The 22,728-nt window shown below is 73.1% G+C and carries 2 protein-coding genes and 6 pseudogenes; all 8 read left to right on the top strand.

The genetic code is table 11. From position 1 onward, the window contains the following. Window positions 1-79 precede the first annotated feature (79 nt). A pseudogene (locus tag OG381_RS49535) lies at window positions 80-12,718 on the top strand (SDR family NAD(P)-dependent oxidoreductase); the annotation flags it as partial. Window positions 12,719-12,757: 39 nt separating this feature from the next. Beyond that, a pseudogene (locus OG381_RS49530) lies at window positions 12,758-13,093 on the top strand (hypothetical protein); the annotation flags it as partial. Window positions 13,094-13,105: 12 nt separating this feature from the next. Next, window positions 13,106-13,573 (top strand): annotated as a pseudogene (locus OG381_RS49525) (ketoacyl-synthetase C-terminal extension domain-containing protein); the annotation flags it as partial. A gap of 194 nt (window positions 13,574-13,767) precedes the next feature. Beyond that, window positions 13,768-14,610 (top strand): annotated as a pseudogene (locus tag OG381_RS49520) (acyltransferase domain-containing protein); the annotation flags it as partial. A gap of 51 nt (window positions 14,611-14,661) precedes the next feature. Next, window positions 14,662-14,892: pseudogene (locus tag OG381_RS49515) on the top strand (hypothetical protein); the annotation flags it as partial. Between the two features lie 444 nt (window positions 14,893-15,336). After that, window positions 15,337-16,158 (top strand): annotated as a pseudogene (locus tag OG381_RS49510) (beta-ketoacyl reductase); the annotation flags it as partial. A gap of 69 nt (window positions 16,159-16,227) precedes the next feature. Continuing rightward, complete coding sequence (locus OG381_RS49505) at window positions 16,228-17,037, top strand: phosphopantetheine-binding protein (RefSeq protein ID WP_443062018.1); 810 nt, start codon at window positions 16,228-16,230, stop codon at window positions 17,035-17,037. A gap of 53 nt (window positions 17,038-17,090) precedes the next feature. Continuing rightward, window positions 17,091-22,709, top strand: a complete 5,619-nt coding sequence (locus tag OG381_RS01440; RefSeq protein WP_327714222.1) for a type I polyketide synthase — start codon at window positions 17,091-17,093, stop codon at window positions 22,707-22,709. The last annotated feature ends 19 nt before the right edge of the window (window positions 22,710-22,728 follow it).

Raw genomic sequence — 22,728 nt, 5'->3', positions numbered from 1 at the left:
TTTCCGGAATTCCCGAAAGCTCGAAGGAGGACCGCGTCAGATGACGAACGACGAAAAGCTGGTCGACTACCTGAAGCGCGTGGCGGCCGACCTCTATGAGACGAGGCAGCGCCTGCGCGAGGTCGAGGAGCGCGAGCACGAGCCCATCGCCATCGTCGGCGTCGCCTGCCGCTTCCCCGGCGGGGTGAATTCACCCGAGGACCTGTGGCAGCTCGTGGAATCCGGCACCGACGCGATCTCCGACTTCCCGGACGATCGCGGCTGGGACGTCGAAGACCTCTACGACCCCGACCCCGACGCCGTGGGCAAGACCTACCTGCGGCAGGGCGGTTTCCTCCACGGCGCCGGTGACTTCGACGCCGACCTGTTCGGCATCTCGCCCCGCGAGGCCCTGGCTATGGACCCGCAGCAGCGGCTCACCCTGGAGTCCTCCTGGGAGGTCCTGGAACGCGCCGGCATCGACCCGACGTCGCTCAAGGGCACTCGGACCGGCGTGTTCGTCGGCGCCGCGGGCACCGGCTACCTCGGCACCATGCAGCGCGTGCCCGACGGCGTGGAGGGCTACACCGGCGTCGGCTCCTTCGTCAGCGTCATCTCCGGCCGGGTGTCCTACACGCTCGGCCTGGAAGGGCCGGCCATCACCGTCGACACGGCCTGCTCCTCCTCCCTGGTCGCCCTGCACATGGCCGTGCAGTCGCTGCGCTCGGGCGAGTGCTCGCTCGCCGTGGCCGGTGGCGTCGCCGTCATGCCCACCCCCTGGGTCTTCGTGGACTTCAGCCGCCAGCGCGGCCTTGCCCGCGACGGCCGCTGCAAGGCGTTCGCCGCCGCAGCGGACGGCACCGCCTGGTCGGAAGGCGTGGGCACCCTCCTGGTCGAACGCCTCTCCGACGCCCGGCGCAACGGCCACCGGGTCCTCGCCGTCATCCGCGGCTCCGCACTGAACCAGGACGGCGCCAGCAACGGCCTCACCGCCCCCAACGGCCCCTCCCAGCAGCGCGTGATCCGCGCCGCCCTCGCCAACGCACAGCTGGCCGCCGACGAGGTGGACGCGGTCGAGGCGCACGGCACCGGCACCCCGCTCGGCGACCCCATCGAGGCCCAGGCCCTGCTCGCGACCTACGGCAGGAACCGCCCCGCCGACCGTCCCCTGTGGCTCGGATCCGTGAAGTCCAACCTCGGACACACCGCCCACGCGGCCGGCATGGCCGGCGTCATCAAGATGGTCATGGCGCTGCAGAACCAGGCCCTCCCGCGTACCCTGCACGTCGACGCGCCATCACCCCACGTGGACTGGTCCCCGGGCGCTGTCCAGCTGCTCACCGACCAGGTGAACTGGCCGCGGAACGGCCGCCCGAGGCGCTTCGGCGTGTCCTCGTTCGGTATCAGCGGCACCAACGCCCACCTGATCTTCGAGGAGGCGCCCCAGCCGGAGAGCGACGACCCGCGGACGGGTGAACCGGGGTCGAGTGAACCGCAGGCGGGCGCGGCCCATGTCGGGTCCACCACCGGCACGGAATCCGGCACGCGAACCGGGGCCTCGGCGGACGACGAGCGGCCGTCCGTACCGCTGACCGCCCTGCCCGCGGCCCCCTGGGTGGTCACCGGCCGCACTCCGGACGCGCTGCGCGACCAGGCCGCACGCTTGGCCGCCTTCGTGGAGGACGCCGCCCCGGACGCCGCCGACCTCGGGTACTCCCTTGTCACCTCCCGTGCGGCTCTCGAACACCGCGCGGTGATCACGGCGCCCGACCGGCAGAGCGCGCTGACCGCCCTGTCCGCACTCGCTCAGGGCGTCCCCTCGGCCGACGCGGTGACGGGCGTGGTCTCCGGAAAGCCCGGCCGGGTGGTGTTCGTGTTCCCGGGTCAGGGGTCGCAGTGGGTGGGGATGGGGGCGGGGTTGTGGGAGTCGTCTCCGGCATTCCGGGAGCGACTTTCGGAGTGTGAGGCGGCGTTGTCGTCGTTGGTGGACTGGTCGGTGACCGATGTCGTGCGGGGTCTGCCGTCAGCTGCGTCGTTGGATGACGTGGTGGTGGTGCAGGCGTCGTTGTGGGCGGTGATGGTGTCGCTGGCGGCGGTGTGGCGTTCGGTCGGTGTGGAGCCGGGTGCGGTGATCGGGCACTCGCAAGGTGAGATCGCCGCTGCTGTGGTGGCGGGCGGGTTGTCGGTCCAGGACGGCGCCCGGGTCGTGGTGCTTCGGGCGCAGGCCATCGCGGAGAGCCTGTCGGGCAACGGCGGCATGGTCTCCGTTGCAGCAGACGCCGATCGAGTGCGGGAGTTGATCGCCCGGTGGGGTGAGCGGATCTCGATCGCCTCCGTCAACGGCCCGTCCTCGACGGTCGTTTCGGGTGAGCCGGATGCTCTGGACGAGCTGACGGCCGCCTGTGAGGTCGAGGGGGTCCGGGCGCGTCGTATTGCGGTGGATTACGCCTCCCACTCCGCCCAGGTGGAGTCGATCCGGGAGCAGGTTGTCGAGGCTCTCCAGGGCATCGAGCCCGGGCCCGCGCAGGTGCCGTTCTACTCGACGGTGACCGGTGCGGTGATCGACACCAGCAGCCTGGACGCCACGTACTGGGTGACGAACCTCCGTCAGGAGGTGCGCTTCGACGCCACCGTCCGTGGGCTGCTGGATGATGGCTTCGGCTACTTCGTGGAGTGCAGCCCTCACCCCGTCCTGACGGTGGGGATGCAGGAGACGTTCGAGGACCACGCCGACACCCAGACCGCGGTTGCGCTGGGCACCCTGCGCCGAGACGAAGGCGGACCCGAGCGGTTCCTGACCTCCCTTGCCGAGGGCTACGTCCGCGGCCTCACCGTCGACTGGCACGCCGTCTTCGCCGGCACCGGCGCCCAGCGCGTGGACCTCCCGACGTACGCGTTCCAGCACAAGCGGTACTGGCTCGAGACGGGCGGGCTCTCCCCGGCCGACGCCGGTGGGCTCGGGCTCGGCGCCGCCGACCACCCGCTGCTGGGCGCGACCGTGCAGGTGGCGGGCGGCGACCAGGTGCTGCTGACCGGGCGGCTGTCCCTGCAGACCCACCCCTGGCTGGCCGACCACGCCGCCCTGGGGACCGTGCTCGTGCCGGGTGCCGCCTTCGCGGAGCTGGCGCTGCGCGCCGCCGACGAGGCCGGGTGCGAACGGGTCGACGAGCTGACCCTCGAAGCCCCGCTGCTCCTGCCCGAACGGGGAGGCGTGCAGGTCCAGTTGTCCGTGAGTGCGCCCGATGAGGCAGGCCGCCGGGAACTCGCGGTCTACTCGCGGCCCGAGGATTCCGCCACGGCGGACGACACCTGGCAGCGGCACGCCGTGGGGGTGCTGGCCGGCGACTCCGCACCCGCCGCGGAGTCGGGGCTCGGGGCCTGGCCTCCGGCGGGCGGCGTGCGCGTGGACGTGGACGATTTCTACGAGCGGGTGGGGGACGCGGGGTACGGGTACGGGCCCGCGTTCCGTGGCGTGCGGTCGGTCTGGCGCGTGGGCGGTGAGCTCTTCGCGGAGGTCGTGCTGCCGGAGGAGCAGGCGAAGGACGCGGGACGGTTCGGTATCCACCCGGCCCTCCTCGACGCCGCGCTCCACCCGACCGCGCTGCTGCACGACGGCGACACCGGCGACGACCGGCTGCGCATGCCGTTCTCCTGGAGCGGGGTCAGCCTGCACGCGGTGGGCGCCACGACCTTGCGCGTCCGGATCAGCCCGGCGGGCGAGGACACGGTCACGGTGGCGATCGGTGATGCCACCGGCGCCCCGGTCGCCTCGGTGGACACCCTCACCCTGCGGCCTGTCACCCCCGAGGCGCTGCGCCGCGCCACCGACCCGGCACGCGACGCCCTGTTCCACGTGGACTGGGTGCCGCTGCGCACCGAGGACCAGGCCCCCGCCGACACGTCGGAGTGGGCCACCGTGGGTGCGGACGACGTCTTCGCCGCAGTGGCCGGACGCCACCACGCGGACCTCGGCGCCCTGCTCTCCGGGCTCGACGCCGAACCCGGCTTCGCGTCGGGTTCCGAGTCGCCCGGCGTATCCGGCTCCGAACCCGCCTCCGTCCCCGGCACGGTCCTGCTCGTGCTCCAGGCACCGCCGCACGACGTCGACGCCGACCTGCCCGCCCTCGTCCACCAGGCCACCGCCGACGCCCTGAACCACGTGCGGACGTGGCTGGACGACGAACGGCTGGCGTCCTCCCGACTGGTGATCGTCACCCGTAACGCGGTCAGCGCGGGCGGCGAAGAGGACGTCATCGACCTGGTGTATGCGCCGGTGTGGGGTCTGGTGCGGTCGGCGCAGTCGGAGAGTCCGGGCCGGTTTGTGCTGGTGGACGTGGACGGTCATCCGGAGTCGGTGTCGGTGTTGTCGGCGGCTGTGGCGGGTGCGGTTGCGGCTGGTGAGCCGCAGGTGGCCGTGCGTGGGGGCGCTGTGGTGGTGCCGCGGCTGGCCCGGATCGCATCGGTCGATGGTGTGCGGGCCGGTGAGGGGGTGTGGGGTCCGGGCGGGACGGTGTTGATCACGGGTGGTACGGGGACGTTGGGTGGTCTGCTGGCGCGGCATCTGGTGGTGGAGCGTGGGGTGCGGCATCTGTTGTTGACGAGCCGTCGGGGGCTTGAGGCGGTGGGTGCGGTGGAGTTGGTGGAGGAGCTGCGTCAGCTGGGTGCGCTGTCGGTTGAGGTGGTGGCGTGTGATGTGGCGGATCGTGGGGCGTTGGCGGGGGTGTTGGGTGGTGTTCCTGCGGAGCGTGGTTTGACGGGGGTGGTGCATGCGGCTGGGGTGCTGGACGACGGTTTGGTGGGGTCGTTGGACGGTGGGCGGCTGGAGCGGGTGTTGCGGCCGAAGGTGGACGCGGCGGTGCATCTGCATGAGCTGACCCGTGAGTTGGACCTGTCGGCGTTCGTCCTGTTCTCCTCCGTCGCCGGCACCCTCGGCAACCCCGGCCAGTCCAACTACGCCGCCGCCAACGCCTTCCTCGACGCCCTCGCCCGGCGCCGTCGCGCCGAAGGACTCCCGGCTCTGTCCATGATCTGGGGGTACTGGGCGCAGAGCAGCGACCTGACCGGACACCTGGACGACGTCGACGTAGCCCGCTACCTGCGCATGGGCGTCACCCGGATGACCTCTGAGCAGGGCTTGGCCCTCTTCGACGCGGCCTGCGCGGCCGAACGCGGCGACGCCGCCCCTGTCCTCAGCCGCCTCGACCTCGCCGAGCTGCGCTCCCAGGCCGGCACCGGTGAACTCCACCCCATCCACCGCGGCCTGGTGCGCGCCACCGGCCGCCGCACCGCAGCCGGTGCCGGCGACGACTCCGGAACGCTGCTGCGCACGCTCGGCGGTCTGAGCGAGGAGGAGCAACTGCGCCTCCTGCTCGACCTGGTGCGCGACCGGGTCGCCACCGTCCTCGGCCACTCCGACGGCGAGCGGATCGACGTCAACCGCCCCTTCAAGGAGTTGGGTTTCGATTCCTTGACGGCGTTGGAGTTGCGGAACCGGTTGAACGCGGTGACGGGGTTGCGGCTTCCGGCGACGTTGGTGTTCGACTATCCGACGCCGTTGGCGTTGGCGGGGTTCGTGCGGGGTGAGGTGCTGGGCCTGGGGGCGGGTGTGTCTCCGGGAGCGTCGGTGGCCGGTGGTGCTGGTGGTGCCGGTGGTGTCGGGGTGGATGAGCCGGTGGCGATCGTGGGGATGGCGTGCCGTTTCCCGGGTGGGGTGGGGTCGCCGGAGGAGTTGTGGGATCTGGTGGCTTCGGGTGGGGACGCGGTGTCGTTGTTCCCGGAGGGCCGTGGGTGGGATGTGGAGGGGTTGTACGACCCGGATCCGGGTGCGGTGGGCAAGTCGTATGCCCGTGAGGGTGGGTTCTTGGAGGGGGCGGGGGAGTTCGATCCTGCGTTCTTCGGTATTTCGCCGCGTGAGGCGTTGGCGATGGATCCGCAGCAGCGGTTGCTTTTGGAGACGGCGTGGGAGGTGTTCGAGCGGGCGGGCATCGATCCGGCGACGGTGAAGGGGAGTGCGACCGGGGTCTTCGCCGGCGTCATGCACCACGACTACGCCTCCCGGGTCGAACAACTGCAGACCGAGACCGAGGGCTACGCCCTCATGGGCGCCTCCCCGAGCGCGGTGACCGGCCGCGTCGCCTACACGTTCGGCCTCGAAGGCCCGGCGGTGACGGTGGACACGGCGTGCTCGTCGTCACTGGTGGCGCTGCATCTGGCCGTGCAGGCCCTGCGGTCCGGCGAGTGCTCCATGGCCCTCGCGGGCGGAGTGACCGTCATGTCGACGCCGACCCTCTTCGTGGAGTTCAGCCGTCAGCGGGGCATGGCCCCCGACGGGCGGTGCAAGGCGTTCGCGGCGGCGGCCGACGGTGCGGGATGGTCCGAGGGCGTCGGGCTGCTGCTCGTGGAGCGGTTGAGCGACGCCCGGCGCAACGGGCACCGGGTCCTCGCCGTGGTGCGCGGCAGCGCGATCAACCAGGACGGTGCGAGCAACGGCCTGACCGCGCCCAACGGTCCCGCCCAGCAGCGCGTCATCCGGGCAGCGCTGGCCAACGCGCGTCTGACGGCGGCGGACGTGGATGTCGTGGAGGCCCACGGCACGGGCACCACGCTGGGCGACCCGATCGAGGCTCACGCCCTCCTGGCCACCTACGGCCAGGACCGTCCGGCGGACCAGCCGCTGCGGCTGGGCTCGGTGAAGTCCAACATCGGCCACACGCAGGCCGCCGCGGGCGTGGCCGGTGTGATCAAGATGGTGCAGGCCATGCAACACGGCGTCCTGCCCCGCACCCTGCACGTGGACTCACCCTCCCCGCACATCGACTGGTCCTCCGGCGCCGTGGAACTCCTGACGGATGCCGTCGAATGGACGACGGACGGAGAACATCCGCGCCGCGCCGGGATCTCCGCGTTCGGCGCCAGCGGCACCAACGCCCACCTCATCCTGGAGCAGGAGCCGGAGAGCGACGTCCCCTCGGCCACGGAGTCCGCTGTCTCCCCGGTGGACTCGCTGGTCGTCCCCTGGGTGCTCTCCGGCAGGACCGAAGCCGGCCTGAAGGGGCAGGCGGCACGGCTGGCAGCGTTCGCCGATGAGCGCACGGAAGTGTCGCTGCCGGACATCGGATGGTCACTGGCGACGGGCCGGGCCGCGCTCGATCACCGTGCGGTGGTCTTGGCGGGTGACCGGGATGCTGCTGTGGAGGCGTTGCGGTCGGTGGCGGAGGGTGTGCCGTCGGCTGGTGTGGTGTCGGGGGTGGTGTCTGGGGATTCGGGCCGGGTGGTGTTCGTGTTCCCGGGTCAGGGGTCGCAGTGGGTGGGGATGGGGGCGGGGTTGTGGGAGTCCTCGCCGGTCTTCCGGGAGCGGCTTGCGGAGTGTGACGCTGCGCTGTCCGCGTTGGTGGACTGGTCGGTGACCGATGTCGTGCGGGGCCTGCCGTCAGCTGCGTCGCTGGATGACGTGGTGGTGGTGCAGGCGTCGTTGTGGGCGGTGATGGTCTCGCTCGCGGCGGTGTGGCGTTCCGTGGGAGTCGAACCGGGTGCGGTGATCGGTCACTCCCAGGGTGAGATCGCCGCCGCTGTGGTGGCTGGCGGGTTGTCGGTCCAGGACGGCGCTCAGGTCGTGGTCCTGCGGGCGCAGGCCATCGCCCAGAGCCTGTCCGGTGCCGGCGGCATGGTCTCCGTCGCCGTGGGTGCGGACCAGGCGCGGGAAATGATCGCCCGGTGGGGTGAGCGGATCTCGATCGCCTCCGTCAACGGCCCGTCCTCGACGGTCGTTTCGGGTGAGCCGGATGCTCTGGACGAGCTGACGGCTGCCTGTGAGGCCGAGGGGGTCCGGGCGCGTCGTATCGCCGTGGACTACGCCTCCCACTCCGCCCAGGTGGAGTCGATCCGGGAGCAGGTTGTCGAGGCTCTCCAGGGCATCGAGCCCGGGCCCGCGCAGGTGCCGTTCTACTCGACGGTGACCGGTGCGGTGTTCGACACCAGCGGTCTGGACGCCGGGTACTGGGTGACGAACCTGCGTCAGGAGGTGCGGTTCGACGCCACCGTCCGTGAGCTGCTCACCGACGGTTTCGGCTACTTCGTGGAGTGCAGCCCCCACCCCGTCCTCACCGTCGGGATGCAGGAGACCTTCGAGGACCACGCCGACGCCCAGACCGCGGTCGCCCTGGGGACCCTGCGCCGTGACGAAGGCGGACCCGAGCGGTTCCTGACCTCCCTTGCCGAGGGCTACGTTCGCGGCCTCACCGTCGACTGGGAACTCCTCTTCGACGGCACCGGCGCCCGGTGGGCGGACCTGCCGACGTATGCGTTCCAGCGTGAGTGGTTCTGGCTGCGTTCGGCGGCCGGAGCCGGTGCGGCGGACGTGTCGGAAGCCGGCCTCGACGTCACGGGGCATCCGTTGCTGGGTGCGTTGGTGCGGGTGGCGGCTGAGGATCGGGTGGTGTTGGCGGGGCGGGTGTCGTTGGGTTCGCATCCGTGGCTGGTGGATCACGCGGTGTCGGGTGTGGTGGTGGTGCCGGGTGCGGCGTTGGTGGAGTTGGCTCTGCGGGCGGCGGATGAGGTGGGGTGCGCCGTGGTGGAGGAGTTGACGCTGGCGGCGCCGTTGGTGGTGCCGGAGCGTGGGGGGTTGCAGGTTCAGCTGTCGGTGGGTCCGCCCGACGAGACGGGACGCCGCGAACTGACCCTGCACTCCCAGCCCGAGCACTCCGGTCCGGAGGTGGTTTGGACGCGCCACGCCATCGGTGTCCTCGCGGACGGGGACCGGGACGGCGGCCAGGGGCTGACCGCCTGGCCGCCGCCGGGTGCGGAGCCGGTGGACGTGGACGGGTTCTACGAGCGGGTGGCGGCCAAGGGGTACGAGTACGGGCCCTCGTTCCAGGGGCTGCGTGCCGCCTGGCAGGCCGGCGACGAGGTCTTCGCCGAGGTCGCACTGCCCGACGAGGCGGTGCAGGACGCGGACCGGTTCGGGATCCACCCGGCGCTGCTGGATGCCGCCTTGCACCCGGTCGTCCTGCTGAACGGCGCTTCCGCCGAGGACTTGGCGGAGCTCAGGCTGCCGTTCGCGTGGGGTGACGTGGCGTTGTTCGCGGTGGGTGCGCGGGTGGTGCGGGTGCGGGTGAGTCCGGTGGGCGAGGACGCGGTGTCGGTGGTCCTGGCCGACGCGGCGGGTTCGCCGGTGGCGTCGGTGGGTTCGTTGGTGCTGCGTGCCGTGGACCCGCGCAAGCTGCGTACGGTCGACGACCCGACGAAGGACGCCCTGTTCCGGGTCGAGTGGAAGCCGTTGACCGAGCCGGGGGACGCCACGACCTCCCTTTCGTTCGCGGAGATCGGCGAGGCGGGGGAGCGGCTGACGGACGCGCCCGGTTTCCCGGACCTGGCGTCCCTGGCCGATGCGGTCGGTGTCGACGTGGAGGTGCCCGAGGCCGTGGTGGTCCGCCTCGTCGCACACCGGGACAGTGACGTGACGGGTGACGTGGCGGGGGCGGTGCGTGCCGTGGCCGCGGGGGCGTTGGGTCTGGTGCAGGAGTGGCTGGCGCTGGAGCAGTTCGCCGGGTCGCGCTTGGTCGTGGTGACGAGTGGAGCGGTGTCCGCCGGGGTCGGCGGGGAGGGCGCCGTGGGTGACGGCGGCGTTGATCTGGTGTCGGCTCCGGTGTGGGGTCTGGTCAGGGCCGCACAGGCGGAGAACCCGGGTCGGTTCCTGCTCGTGGATGTCGACGACGCGGACGCCTCGCGCGACAAGCTCACGCACACCGTGGCTCTCGCGGTGACGGACGAGGAGCCCCAAGTGGCCATACGGGCCGGGGACTTGTTCGTACCGAGGATGGTGCGAGCGGGTGATCCCGGTGGGCCGTTGCTGCCTCCGGCCGACGCTGACACCGCCGGCGCCGGCGCCGGTGCCGAGGCGTGGCGGCTGGGCACCACCGGTCCCGGCACGCTGGAGAACCTCGAACTGCTGCCCGCTCCGGAAGTCCTCGAGCCGTTGCGCGAGGGGCAGGTGCGGGTGTCGGTCCGCGCGGCGGGCGTCAACTTCCGCGACGTGCTGACCGGCCTCGGCATGTATCCGGACCCCGACGCGTACCTGGGCACCGAGGGCGCGGGTGTGGTGACCGAGGTCGGTCCCGGAGTGACCGGCTGCTCCGTCGGCGACCGGGTGATGGGACTCCTCCCCGAGGCGTTCGGACCGGTGTCCGTCGTGGACCGTCGCCTGATCGCCCCCCTTCCCGAGGGCTGGTCGTTCGAGCAGGCCGCCGCCGTGCCCGTCGCCTTCCTCACGGCCTGGTTCGGCCTGGCGGATCTGGGTGGGTTGTCGGCGGGTGAGTCGGTGTTGGTGCACGCGGCCACGGGTGGTGTGGGGATGGCTGCGGTGCAGTTGGCGCGGTTCTGGGGTGCGGAGGTGTTCGCGACTGCCAGTGAGGGCAAGTGGGATGCCTTGCGGGAGATGGGTTTCGACGCTGATCACATCGCTTCGTCGCGGGACCTGGGCTTTGAGGAGAAGTTCCTGCGGGTGACCGGCGGGCGTGGTGTGGATGTGGTGCTGGATTCGCTGGCAAGGGAGTTCGTGGACGCCTCGCTGCGGTTGCTGCCGCGCGGTGGCCGGTTCCTGGAGATGGGCAAGACCGACATCCGCGACCCGCGGACCGTGGAGCAGGCGCATCCCGGCGTCACCTATCACCCGTACGCCCTCACCGAGATTTCCTACGACCGCCTCGGCGAAATCCTCGGCGAGCTGCGGGAGTTGTTCGAGCGGGGTGTGCTGGAGCCGTTGCCGGTGCGGACGTGGGACGTGCGCCGGGCGCCGGAGGCGCTGCGGTTCATGAGCCAGGCCCGGCATACGGGCAAGTTGGTGCTGACGGTGCCGCGCCCGTGGGACACGGCGGGCACGGTACTCATCACCGGCGGGACGGGAACGCTGGGCGGGCTGCTGGCCAGGCACCTGGTGGCCGAACGTGGAGTGCGGCACCTGCTGCTGACCAGCCGACGCGGCCCGGACGCCCCTGGCGCCAGCGAACTGATCGCCACGCTGCGTGAGTTGGGTGCGGAAACGGTGGACGTCGTAGCCTGCGACGCAGCCGACCGCGAGGCACTGGCCTCGGTGCTGGCGTCCATACCGGGCGAGCGCGCACTGACCGCCGTGGTGCATACCGCGGGCGCACTGGACGACGGCCTGGTAGGGGATCTGACCCCGCAGCGGCTGGACACCGTCATGCGGCCCAAGGTCGACGCCGCCCTCAACCTCCACGAACTCACCCGAGATCTCGACCTGTCCGCGTTCGTCCTGTACTCCTCGCTCGCCGGCGTCCTCGGCAGTCCGGGGCAAGGGAGTTATGCGGCGGCGAACGTGTTCCTGGACGCGTTGGCGAGGGTGCGCCGGGCCCAGGGGCTGCCGGGTGTGTCGCTGGCGTGGGGCCATTGGGAGCAGGCCAGTGAGCTGACCGGGCGACTGGAGGCGAACGACCTGTCGCGGCTGGCGCGTTCAGGCATCGTGCCGATGCCCGCGCCGTTCGGGCTGAGCCTGTTCGAGGCCGGTTGCCGGGTGGACGAACCGATGCTCGTCACGGCCCGGCTGGAGGTGGAGGCGTGGGCCTCGGGCGGGAGCGAGGTCACCCGCGCCCTGTCACGCGGCCTGGCCGCAACCACGAATCCGCCCCGTCGGACGCGTGCCGCGGCTGTGGACGGTGGGCGGGCCGGTGGCTCGCAGCTGGGGCGGCGCCTGTCGGCGATGCCGCCGGCTGAACGTGTGTCGCACCTGGTGGATGTGGTGCGTGCTCACGTGGCCACGGTGCTCGGGCACGGTTCGCCCTCGGCGGTGGACCCGGGCCGGGCGTTCAAGGAGATCGGCTTCGACTCGCTGACCGCCGTGGAACTGCGCAACCGGCTCCAGACCGCGACCGGCCTGCGCCTGCCCGCCACCCTCGTCTTCGACCACCCCACCCCCGACACCCTCGCCGGATTCCTGCTGTCCGAACTGCTCACCGACTCCGACAGTGAGACCGACACCAGCACCGGCGATGCCCCTGTCACCCGCGGGACCGGCGCCGAGACACCCGTGGACGACGACCCGGTCGTCATCGTGGCCATGGCCTGCCGCTTCCCCGGCGACGCGGACTCGCCGGAGGGACTGTGGGACCTGGTCGCGGAAGGCCGCGACGCCATCTCGGGCTTCCCGGCCGACCGGGGCTGGGACCTGGACCGGCTGTACGACCCGGACCCGGACCGCTCGGGCCGGAGCTACGCGCGGGAGGGCGGCTTCCTGCGGGACGCCGCCGACTTCGACGCCGGCCTGTTCGGTATCTCCCCGCGCGAGGCCCTCGGCATGGACCCCCAGCAGCGCATGATGCTCGAGTCCTCCTGGGAGGTCTTCGAACGCGCCGGCATCGACGCCGTGTCGCTGCGCGGCAGCCGCACCGGTGTCTTCGTCGGCGCGGTGACCACCGGCTACGGCCAGGACACCAGGCTCCAGCGGAGCGTCGAGGGCTACTCCGTCACCGGCAACGTGCTCAGCGTCGTCTCCGGCCGCGTCTCCTACGTCTTCGGACTGGAGGGCCCGGCCATGACCGTGGACACGGCGTGCTCCTCCGCCCTGGTGGCGCTGCACTTGGCGGCGCAGTCGCTGCGCTCGGGAGAGTGCTCGCTCGCCCTGGTCGGCGGGGTCACCGTGATGCCGAGCCCGTTCGGGTTCGTGGAGTTCAGCCGCCAGCGCGTGCTGTCCCCGGACGGCCGCTGCAAGGCGTTCGCGGCGTCGGCCGACGGCACCGGCTTCTCCGAGGGCGCCGCCACCCTCCTCGTGGAACGGCTGTCCGACGCGCGGCGTAACGGGCACCCGGTGCTCGCGGTGGTCCGGGGTTCGGCGACCAACCAGGACGGCGCCAGCAACGGGCTCACCGCCCCCAACGGCCCCTCCCAGCAGCGCGTGATCCGCGCCGCCCTCGCCAATGCCGGGCTCACCCCGGCCGACGTGGACGCCGTTGAGGCGCACGGCACGGGCACCGCACTGGGCGACCCCATTGAGGCGCAGGCCCTCCTCGCGACCTACGGCAGGAACCGTCCCGCCGACCGTCCGCTGTGGCTGGGGTCGGTGAAGTCCAACATCGGCCACACGCAGGCCGCCGCCGGAGCCGCCGGTCTCATCAAGATGGTGGAGGCCATGCGGCACGGCGTCCTGCCGAAGACGCTGCACGTGAACGAGCCCACGCCCGAGGTGGACTGGTCGGCGGGCGCCGTGCGGCTGCTGACCGAGCCGGTGCGGTGGCCGGACACCGGCGGGCGCCCGCGCCGTACCGGCGTCTCCGCGTTCGGCATCAGCGGCACCAACGCCCACGTCATCCTCGAGGAGCCGCCCGCCGACCTGGCGGAGGACAGCGCACAGGACGAGCCTCACAACGCCGGCACCACAGACGGACCGGCGGACGTGCCCACGCCGGGCGGATCGCAGCACGCGCTCACCCCGGACGAGCCCGAGAACCCGGGCCTCACCTCCGAGCTGGTGCCCTGGCTGCTGTCCGGCAAGAGCGAGGCGGCACTGCGCGCCCAGGCCGGACGGCTGGCCGCCCACCTGGAGGACCACGACGGACCGCGGGCCCTCGACGTCGGTCACTCCCTGGCCGTGTCGCGGACCGTCCTCGAACACCGCGCCGTCGTCCTGACCGGACACGGCGAGGACGCCGGCCCCGGCCTTTCCGCGCTTGCTGCGGGGTTGCCCGCTGCTGGGGTGGTGGCGGTGTGGCGGATGTGCGGGGTCGGGTGGTGTTTGTGTTCCCCGGTCAGGGTTCGCAGTGGGCGGGGATGGCTCGTGAGCTGCTGGATTCTTCTTCGGTGTTTGCTGGTCGTTTCGCCGAGTGTGATGCGGCGTTGGGTGAGTTCGTCGACTGGTCGGTGGCGGATGTGTTGCGGGGTGTGGCGGGTGCGCCTGGTCTGGAGCGCATTGAGGTGTTGCAGCCGGTGTTGTTCGCGGTGAATGTGTCGCTGGCGGCGTTGTGGGAGTCGGTGGGTGTGGTGCCTTCGGCGGTGGTGGGTCACAGCCAGGGTGAGATTGCGGCGGCGTTGGTGGCGGGGGCTTTGTCGTTGCGGGATGCGGCGCGGGTCGTGGTGCTGCGCAGTGCGCTGTTCGCTGAGCATCTGGTGGGGCGTGGGGCGGTTGCGTCGGTGGCGTTGTCGGCGGGTGAGGTGCTGGAGCGTCTGGGCCGGTGGGAGGGCCGGTTGGTGATTGCCGGGCGTAATGGTCCGGGGGCGGTGACGGTGGCGGGTGAGGTGGCGGCGCTGGAGGAGTTCGTGGCGTCGTGCCGGGCGGATGAGGTGCGGGCGCGGGTGGTGGGTTCGACGGTGGCGTCGCACTGCGCTCAGGTGGATCCGTTGCGTGAGCGGATTTTGGAGTTGTTTGCGGATGTGGTGCCGGTGCGGGGCAGGGTGCCGTTCTATTCGACGGTGACCGGTGCGGTGCAGGACACGACTGGGCTGACTGCGGAGTACTGGTTCGCCAATGCGCGTCAGCCGGTGGACTTCGAGGGTGCGGTGCGGGCGCTGTTGGAGGACGGGTACCGGTTCTTTGTCGAGTCCAGCGCCCATCCGGTGCTGGTCATGGGCATCGACGCCACCAGCGACGACGTCGGGACCGACGCCGTCGCCCTCGGGACGCTGCGCCGCGATGACGGAGGCACCGCCCGCTTCCTGACCTCCCTGGCCGAGGGCCATGTGCGCGGTCTGCCGGGCGTGGACTGGCGGGCCGTGTTCGCCGGGACCGGCGCCGCACGCGTGGACCTGCCCACCTATCCCTTCCAGCGCGAGCGGTACTGGCTGGACGATCTCGCCGTGACCGCGGTGGACGACGACGGCAGCGCGGCCGACCCGGTGGAGGCGGAATTCTGGGAGGCGGTGGAACGCGGCGACCTCGAAGGTGTCGCCGCGGAGCTGGAGGTCGGCACCGACCGGCTCGGCGCCGTCCTGCCCGCCCTGTCGACCTGGCGCCGACGCCGACGCGAACGGTCCCTGGTGGACCGTTGGCGCTACCGCACCGTATGGCGGCCGGTCGAGACCCGGAGGGCTCCCCGCCCCGACGGCGGGAGCCCCGCCGCCACCCCCGCCCTCACCGGCCGCTGGCTCCTGCTCGTCCCCGCGAACCTCGCGGCGGATCCGTGGGCCGACGCCGCCGAACGGGCCCTGACCGGTAACGGAGCCCAGGCGGTACGCGTGACCCTGGACGCCGCGGGCACCGCGGACACCACCGGCACCGGACTCGACCGGCTCGCCGGCCTGCTGCGGGAGGACACCGCAGGCGTCCTCTCCCTCCTCGCCCTCGACGACGCACCCCACCCCGACCACCCCGCCGTCCCCACGGGCCTCGCCGCCACCTTGGCGCTGGCCCGGGCGATGGCCGGCGCGGGGACCACGGCACGGCTGTGGGCCGCCACCCGAGGCGGTGTGCTCACCGGCCGGGACGACCCCAGGACGAGCCCCGGCCAGGCCCAGACCTGGGGCCTCGGGCGGGTCGTCGCCCTGGAGGAGCCCGCGCTGTGGGGCGGGCTCGTCGACCTGCCGGACACCGCCGACGACACGGCCGCCGCCCGGCTGGCCGCCGTCCTCGGCGGCCTCCCCGCCCCCGACGGGTACGGCGAGGAGGATCAGCTCGCGATCCGCCCGGACGGGGTCCACGCGGCCCGGCTGGTCCGCGCCCCGCTCGGAGACGAGCCCGCGCGGCGCGCCTGGAAGCCCGACGGCACCGTGCTGATCACCGGCGGCACCGGGGGGATCGGCTCCGGCGTCGCGCGCTGGTTCGCCCGCAACGGAGCGCGGCACCTGCTGCTCACCGGCCGCCGCGGACCCACCGCGCCCGGCGCCGAGGAACTGCGCACGGAACTGCAGGAGTTGGGCGCCCGGGTCACCATCACGGCCTGCGACATGGCCGACCGGGAAGCGGTCGCCGCCCTCGTGGCGGGCGTGCCGCGGGAACACCCGCTCACCGCGGTCGTCCACGCGGCCGGAGTGCCGCAGGGCTACACCCCGTTCACCGACACCACGGCCGACGACCTCTCGGACGTCACCGCGGGCAAGGTGGCGGGCGCCGCCCACCTGGACGACGTACTCGCGGACACCCCCCTGGACGCCTTCGTGCTGTTCTCGTCCAACTCGGCCGTGTGGGGCAGCGGCGGACAGGCCGCCTACGCGGCGGGCAACGCGTACCTCGACGCACTCGCCGCGCGGCGCCGCGCCCTCGGCAGGACCGCCACCTCGCTCGCCTGGGGCGCCTGGGGCGGGGGCGGCATGATGGCCGCCGAGGGGGCCGCCGACTACATGGGCCGCCGCGGCGTCCTGGAGATGGCGCCCGAGCCGGCCACGGCCGCGATGGTGCAGGCCGTGGAGCACGACGAGACCACCGTCGCCGTCGCGGACGTCGAGTGGGAACGGTTCGTCCTCGGCTTCACCGCACGCCGCCCCAGCCCGCTGCTCGCCGAGATCCCCGAGGTCCGGGCGGCCCTGCGCGAGGACGCGGCGGAGCAGGACACCGGGCAGGGCGCCGCCCGGGCCGCGCTCACCGGCCGCCTGGCCGCGATGACGGAGCACGAACGGCTCAGGACTCTCGTGGAGTTGGTGCGCGAGGAGGCCGCGGTCGTCCTGCGGCACGACGGCACCGACCGCATCCAGGGCGCACGCGCCTTCAAGGAGCTGGGCCTCGACTCCCTGACCGCCGTCGAGCTGCGCAACCGCCTCCAGGCCACCACCGGCCTGCGGCTGCCCGCGGCCGTCGTCTTCGACCACCCGACCCCGACCGCGCTCGCCACGCACCTGCGCGGCCTGCTGGTGTCGGACGACGCCCAGGACGGCACCGGCGCCGTACTGGACGGGCTCAAGGCCCTGGAGGAGTCCGCCGCCGCGCTCGCCGGCGGTGGCGACGGCACGGCCAGGATCGTCGAACGCCTCGAGGCACTGGTGTGGAAGCTCCGCGACAACGGCGCGCAGGCCGAGCCGGCCCCGGGGGACGACGCGGATCCCGCGGGCGCCACCGACGACCTCGCATCGGCCACGGCCGAGGACATGTTCGACCTGCTCGACCGCGAACTCGGCAACGCCTGACCCGCAGCCCGGGCACGGCACGCACTCGACGCGCGACTGGGGGACCAGAGGCAATGGCAGAGAACGAAGAGAAACTGCTCGCGTACCTGAAGCGGGTGACGGGCGACCTCCGCCAGACGCAGCGCCGCCTGCGCGAGGCCGAGGCGGCGCCCAACGAGCCCGTCGCCATCGTCGGCATGGCCTGCCGCTACCCGGGCGGGGCCGGCTCCCCCGAGGGACTGTGGGACCTCGTCGCCCGCGGCGGTGACGCCGTCACCGGCTTCCCCACCGACCGGGGCTGGGACGTCGAGGGCCTGTACGACCCCGACCCCACCCGCAGCGGCAAGAACTACGTCCGCGGCGGCGGCTTCCTCGACGGCGTCACCGACTTCGACGCCGGGTTCTTCGGGATCTCCCCCCGGGAGGCCCTGGCCATGGACCCCCAGCAGCGGCTGCTGCTGGAAGGCTCCTGGGAGCTGTTCGAGCGCTCCGGCATCGACCCCGCGTCGCTCAAGGGCAGCCCCACCGGCACCTTCATCGGCTTCAGCTCGATGGACTACGGCTGGGAACTGCCGAAGATCCCCGAGTCCGTCGAGGGCTACTACGCCACCGGCAACTTCGCCAGCGTCATGTCCGGCCGCATCGCCTACAGCTTCGGCCTCGAAGGGCCCGCCGTCACCGTGGACGCGGCCTGCTCCTCCTCACTGGTCGCCCTGCACCTGGCCGCCCAGGCGCTGCGCTCGGGAGAGTGCTCCCTGGCCGTCGCCGGCGGCGTCACCGTGATGTCCACGGCCGTGGGGTACGCCGAGTTCAGCCGGCAGCGCGCGCTGTCACCCGACGGCCGGTGCCGCGCCTTCTCCGCCTCCGCCGACGGCTTCGGCCCCGCCGAAGGACTCGGCCTGCTGCTCGTGGAACGGCTGAGCGACGCCCGCCGCAACGGCCACCGCGTCCTCGCAGTGGTCCGGGGCTCGGCGGTCAACCAGGACGGCGCCAGCAACGGCCTCACCGCCCCCAACGGCCCCTCCCAGGAACGCGTCATCCGCGCCGCCCTGCGCAACGCCCGGGTGTCCCCCGACGAGGTGGACGCGGTCGAGGCGCACGGCACCGGCACCCCCCTCGGCGACCCCATCGAGGCCCACGCCCTCCTGGCCACCTACGGCGAACGCCGCCCCCAGGACCGGCCGTTGTGGCTGGGCTCCGTCAAGTCCAACATCGGCCACACCTCGGCCGCGGCCGGAGTCGCGGGCGTCATCAAGATGGTGCAGGCCATGCGGCACGGCGTGCTGCCCAGGACTCTGCACGCCGACGAGCCCACCCCCCACGTCGACTGGTCGCCCGGCACCGTCCGCCTGCTCACCGAGCGCCGGCCGTGGCCCGACACCGGCGACCGCCCGCGCCGGGCCGGCGTGTCCGCGTTCGGCATCAGCGGCACCAACACCCACGTCATCCTGGAACAGGCCCCGGTCACCCACCCCGACGGCACCGAGCCCGCGCCCACCCCCGGGACACCGTCCGGACTCACCGCGACAGCCGTGCCGTGGCCGCTCTCGGCACGCTCGGCACCCGCCCTGCGCGCCCAGGCGGAACGCCTCACCGCCTACCTGACCGCACACCCCGAAGCCCCCCTCGACGGCATCGGCCGCACCCTGGCCACCGCCCGAGCCGCACTCGACCAGCGCGCCGTGGTCCTCGCCGCCGACCGCGACCGGGCCCTCACCGCCCTGGCCGCCGTCTCGGCCGGGCACTCGGAGGCGAGCGTCGTCCACGGCGTCGCACTGACCGACGGCACCGACAGAGAACTGGCCGGCCGGGTGGTGTTCGTGTTCCCGGGTCAGGGGTCGCAGTGGGTGGGGATGGGGGCGGGGTTGTGGGAGTCCTCGCCGGTGTTCCGGGAGCGGCTTGCGGAGTGTGACGCTGCGCTGTCGTCGTTGGTGGACTGGTCGGTGACGGATGTCGTCAGGGGCTTGCCGTCAGCTGCGTCGCTGGACGATGTGGTGGTGGTGCAGGCGTCGTTGTGGGCGGTGATGGTGTCGCTTGCGGCGGTGTGGCGTTCGGTCGGTGTGGAGCCGGGTGCGGTGATCGGTCACTCGCAAGGTGAGATTGCCGCCGCCGTCGTGTCCGGCGGGTTGTCGGTGCAGGACGGCGCCCGGGTCGTGGTGCTGCGGGCGCAGGCCATCGCGGAGAGTCTGTCCGGTAACGGCGGGATGGTGTCGGTCGCGGCAGGTGCGGACAGGGTGCGGGAGTTGATCGCCGCGTGGGGTGAGCGAATATCGATCGCGTCCGTCAACGGCCCTTCGTCCACCGTCGTTTCGGGCGAGCCGGGCGCTCTGGACGAGCTGATAGGTGCATGTGAGACGGAGGGGGTCCGGGCGCGTCGTATCGCCGTGGACTACGCGTCGCACTCGGCCCAGGTGGAGTCGATCCGGGATCAGGTTGTCGAGGCTCTCCAGGGCATCGAGCCCGGTCCCGCTGAGGTGCCGTTCTACTCGACGGTGACCGGTGCGGTGATCGACACCAGCGGTCTGGATGCCACGTACTGGGTGACGAACCTGCGTCAGGAGGTGCGGTTCGACGCGACCGTGCGGCAGCTTCTGACGGACGGCTTCGGCTACTTCGTGGAGTGCAGCCCCCACCCCGTCCTCACCGTCGGGATGCAGGAGACCTTCGAGGACCACACGGACGCCCAGACCGCGGTCGCCCTGGGGACCCTGCGCCGTGACGAAGGCGGACCCGAGCGGTTCCTGACCTCCCTCGCCGAGGGCTACGTCCGTGGTCTCACCGTCGACTGGCACGCCCTCTTCGCCGGTACGGGCGACACCGAGCCGCTGCTCGACCTGCCCACCTACGCCTTCCAGCGCAGGCGCTACTGGCTGGACGGCGGCGCCGCGTCCGTCACCGATCCGGCCGGGCTCGGGCTCGCCGACGCGGGCCATCCGCTGCTGGGCGCGACGGTCCAAGTGGCCGACGACGAGCGGATGTTGCTCACCGGACTGCTTTCCCGCCGGGCCCAGCCCTGGATGGCCGACCACGTCGTCCACGGCACGGCGCTCGTCAGTGGCGCCACCGTCGTCGAACTGGCGCTGGCCGCGGCCGCGCAGGCCGGTGCCGACCGGGTGGAGACGCTGGTCGTGGAGGCGCCGCTGCCGCTGTCCGAGAAGGGCGGCATGCAGATCCAGCTGTCCCTCGGCGCTCCTGAGGCCGACGGCCGGCGCGAACTGGCCCTGTACGCGCGACCCGGCGACGCGCTGCCGGACACCCCGTGGACCCGGCACGCCAGAGGCACCGTGGACACCTCCACGTCCCCCACTCCGTCCGCGCCCCCCGCCGAGGAACGCTCCGGTGTGTGGCCACCCGAGGGAGCCGTGCCCGTGGGGACCGGTGAGGCGTACGAGCGGCTGGAGTCCATCGGGTACGGGTACGGTCCCGCGTTCCGGGGGCTGCGGGCCGTGTGGCGGCGCGGTGAGGACCTTTTCGCCGAGGTCGCGCTGCCGGATGAACAGGCCCGGGACGCGGGCGCGTTCGGCCTGCACCCGGCCCTCCTGGACGCGGCCCTGCACCCCGCCCTGCTCGACCACCTGGACGGCGCCGACGACGCGGCGGTGCGACTGCCGGCCGAATGGCACGGCCTGGTCCTCCACGCCGTGGGCGCCACCGTGCTGCGCGTGCGGATCCGGCCCGCGGGACCCGGCGCCGTGTCGCTGCTCCTCGCCGACGCGACCGGCGCCCCGGTGGCCTCGGTCGGCGAGGTGCGGCTGCGCGAGCACGCCCCCGAAGAGGTGACCGGTGCCGCGCGACCGCTCCGGGACGCGCTGTTCCGGCTGGAGTGGACACCGTTCGACCGGCCGCTCCCGGCGGTCGCCCCCGCCGGCGGCTGGACCGTCGTGGGCCCGGACGAGCTGGGCATCGGCGCGGGCGGGGAGCAGGACGCCGAACCGTCCCTCGCCCTCGCCTCGTTCGCACCCCACCCGGAAGGCGCCCCCGGCGCCGCGCTCGCCCCGCGGGTGCACGAAGCGGCCGCGGCCGCGCTGGGCCTGGTGCAGAAGTGGCTCGCCGACGAGCGTTCCGAAGCCGTCCCGCTGGTGCTGGTGACCGGCGACGCGGTAGCCGCCGCACCCGGCGACCGGGTCACCGACCTCGTCAACGCGCCGCTGTGGGGCCTGGTCAGGTCCGCGCAGGCCGAGTACCCGGCCGGCGGGTTCCTCCTCGCGGACGTCGACGGGCACGAGAAGTCCCGCACGGCGCTCGCGGACGCGGCAGCCGCCGCGCTGGAGGCGGGCGAGAGCCAACTGGCCGTCCGCAACGGCACCGTACTGGTGCCGCGCCTGGTCCGCGCGGGAGAACCGGTGGAGAGCGCCGCGGCGCCGTTCCCCGGTTCCGGCACGGTCCTCGTCACCGGCGGCACCGGCACGTCCGGTGCGCTGGTCGCCCGCCACCTCGTGGCCGCCCACGGGGCGCGGCACCTGCTGCTGGTCGGCCGTCGCGGCCCGGACGCCCCCGGCGCTGCCGGACTCCGCGACGAACTGTGCGAGTTGGGTGCGGAGACGGTGGACGTCGTGGCCTGCGACGCCGCCGACCGCGACGCCCTGGCGGCCGTCCTCGGCTCCGTGCCCGCGAGCCGCCCGCTGACCGCGGTCGTGCATGCGGCCGGAGTGCTGGACGACGCCCTCACCACGTCCCTGACCGCCCCGCAGCTGGAACGCGTGCTGCGGCCGAAGGCCGACGCCGCGCTCAACCTCCACGAACTGACGCGTGACCGCGAGCTGTCGGCGTTCGTCCTGTTCGCCTCGGCCGCCGGCACGCTCGGCAACGCGGGACAGGCCAACCTCGCCGCCGCGAGCGCCTTCCTCGACGCCCTCGCCGGGCACCGGCGCGCCCTCGGCCTGCCCGCCGTCTCCCTGGCCTGGGGCCCCTGGACCACGGAGAGGAACGAGGACGAAGGCGGCACGGCGGCCGGCGGGGGAGTGCTGCCGTTCTCCCCGTCAGAGGGGCTGGCGCTGCTGGACGCGGCCCTGGCGGACGGCGCCACCCTCGCCGTACCGGTACGGCTCGACCTCCCCGCACTCGGCGCCGCGGCGGCCGCGGGGACGCTCCCCGCGCCCCTGCGGCGCCTGGTGCGCGTTCCCGCCCGGCGCGCGGCCGCCTCGGGACCGGCCGCGGGGACGGACACCGGACTCGCCCGCGAGCTGGCCGCGGCGCCCGAGGCCGAGCGGCGCAGGATCCTGCTCGACCTGGTGCGCACCGAGGTCGCGGCGGTCCTGCGGCACGCCACCGTGGACGACGTGGAGGCCGACCGGGCGTTCAAGGAGCTCGGCTTCGACTCCCTGACCGCCGTCGAGCTGCGCAACCGGCTCGGCGCCGCGACCGGCCTGCGGCTGCCGCCCACGCTGGTCTTCACCTACCCGAACCCCACGGCCCTGGTGCGGTTCCTGCTGGACGAGATCGCTCCGGGGGCCGGGGAGGAGTCCGCGACCCCGGTCCTCGCCGAACTGGACCGGCTCGACGCGGACCTGTCCGGCCTGACCCCGGACGACGCGACCCGCGACAGGATCACCCGGCGCCTGGAGGCGCTCCTGTGGAAGTGGAGCGGTGAACCGGACGGCGAGGAGGCGCTCCTCGGCCGGGAAACCCTCGAAGACGCCTCGGACGACGAGATGTTCGCGCTGATCGACCAGGAACTCGGCGAAGCCGGCTGAGGTCCCGTCACCACCACGC

This window comes from Streptomyces sp. NBC_00490 (assembly GCF_036013645.1).
GTDB classification, from domain to species: Bacteria; Actinomycetota; Actinomycetes; order Streptomycetales; family Streptomycetaceae; genus Streptomyces; species Streptomyces canus_F.
Note: the sequence above shows the minus strand (reverse complement) of the source record. Positions and strands in the feature narration are given on the sequence as shown.

Coding starts and splice junctions, on each gene's coding strand:
- OG381_RS49505 (WP_443062018.1), top strand. CDS start 16,228: ATGATGGCCGCCGAGGGGGCCGCCGACTACATGGGCCGCCGCGGCGTC.
- OG381_RS01440 (WP_327714222.1), top strand. CDS start 17,091: ATGGCAGAGAACGAAGAGAAACTGCTCGCGTACCTGAAGCGGGTGACG.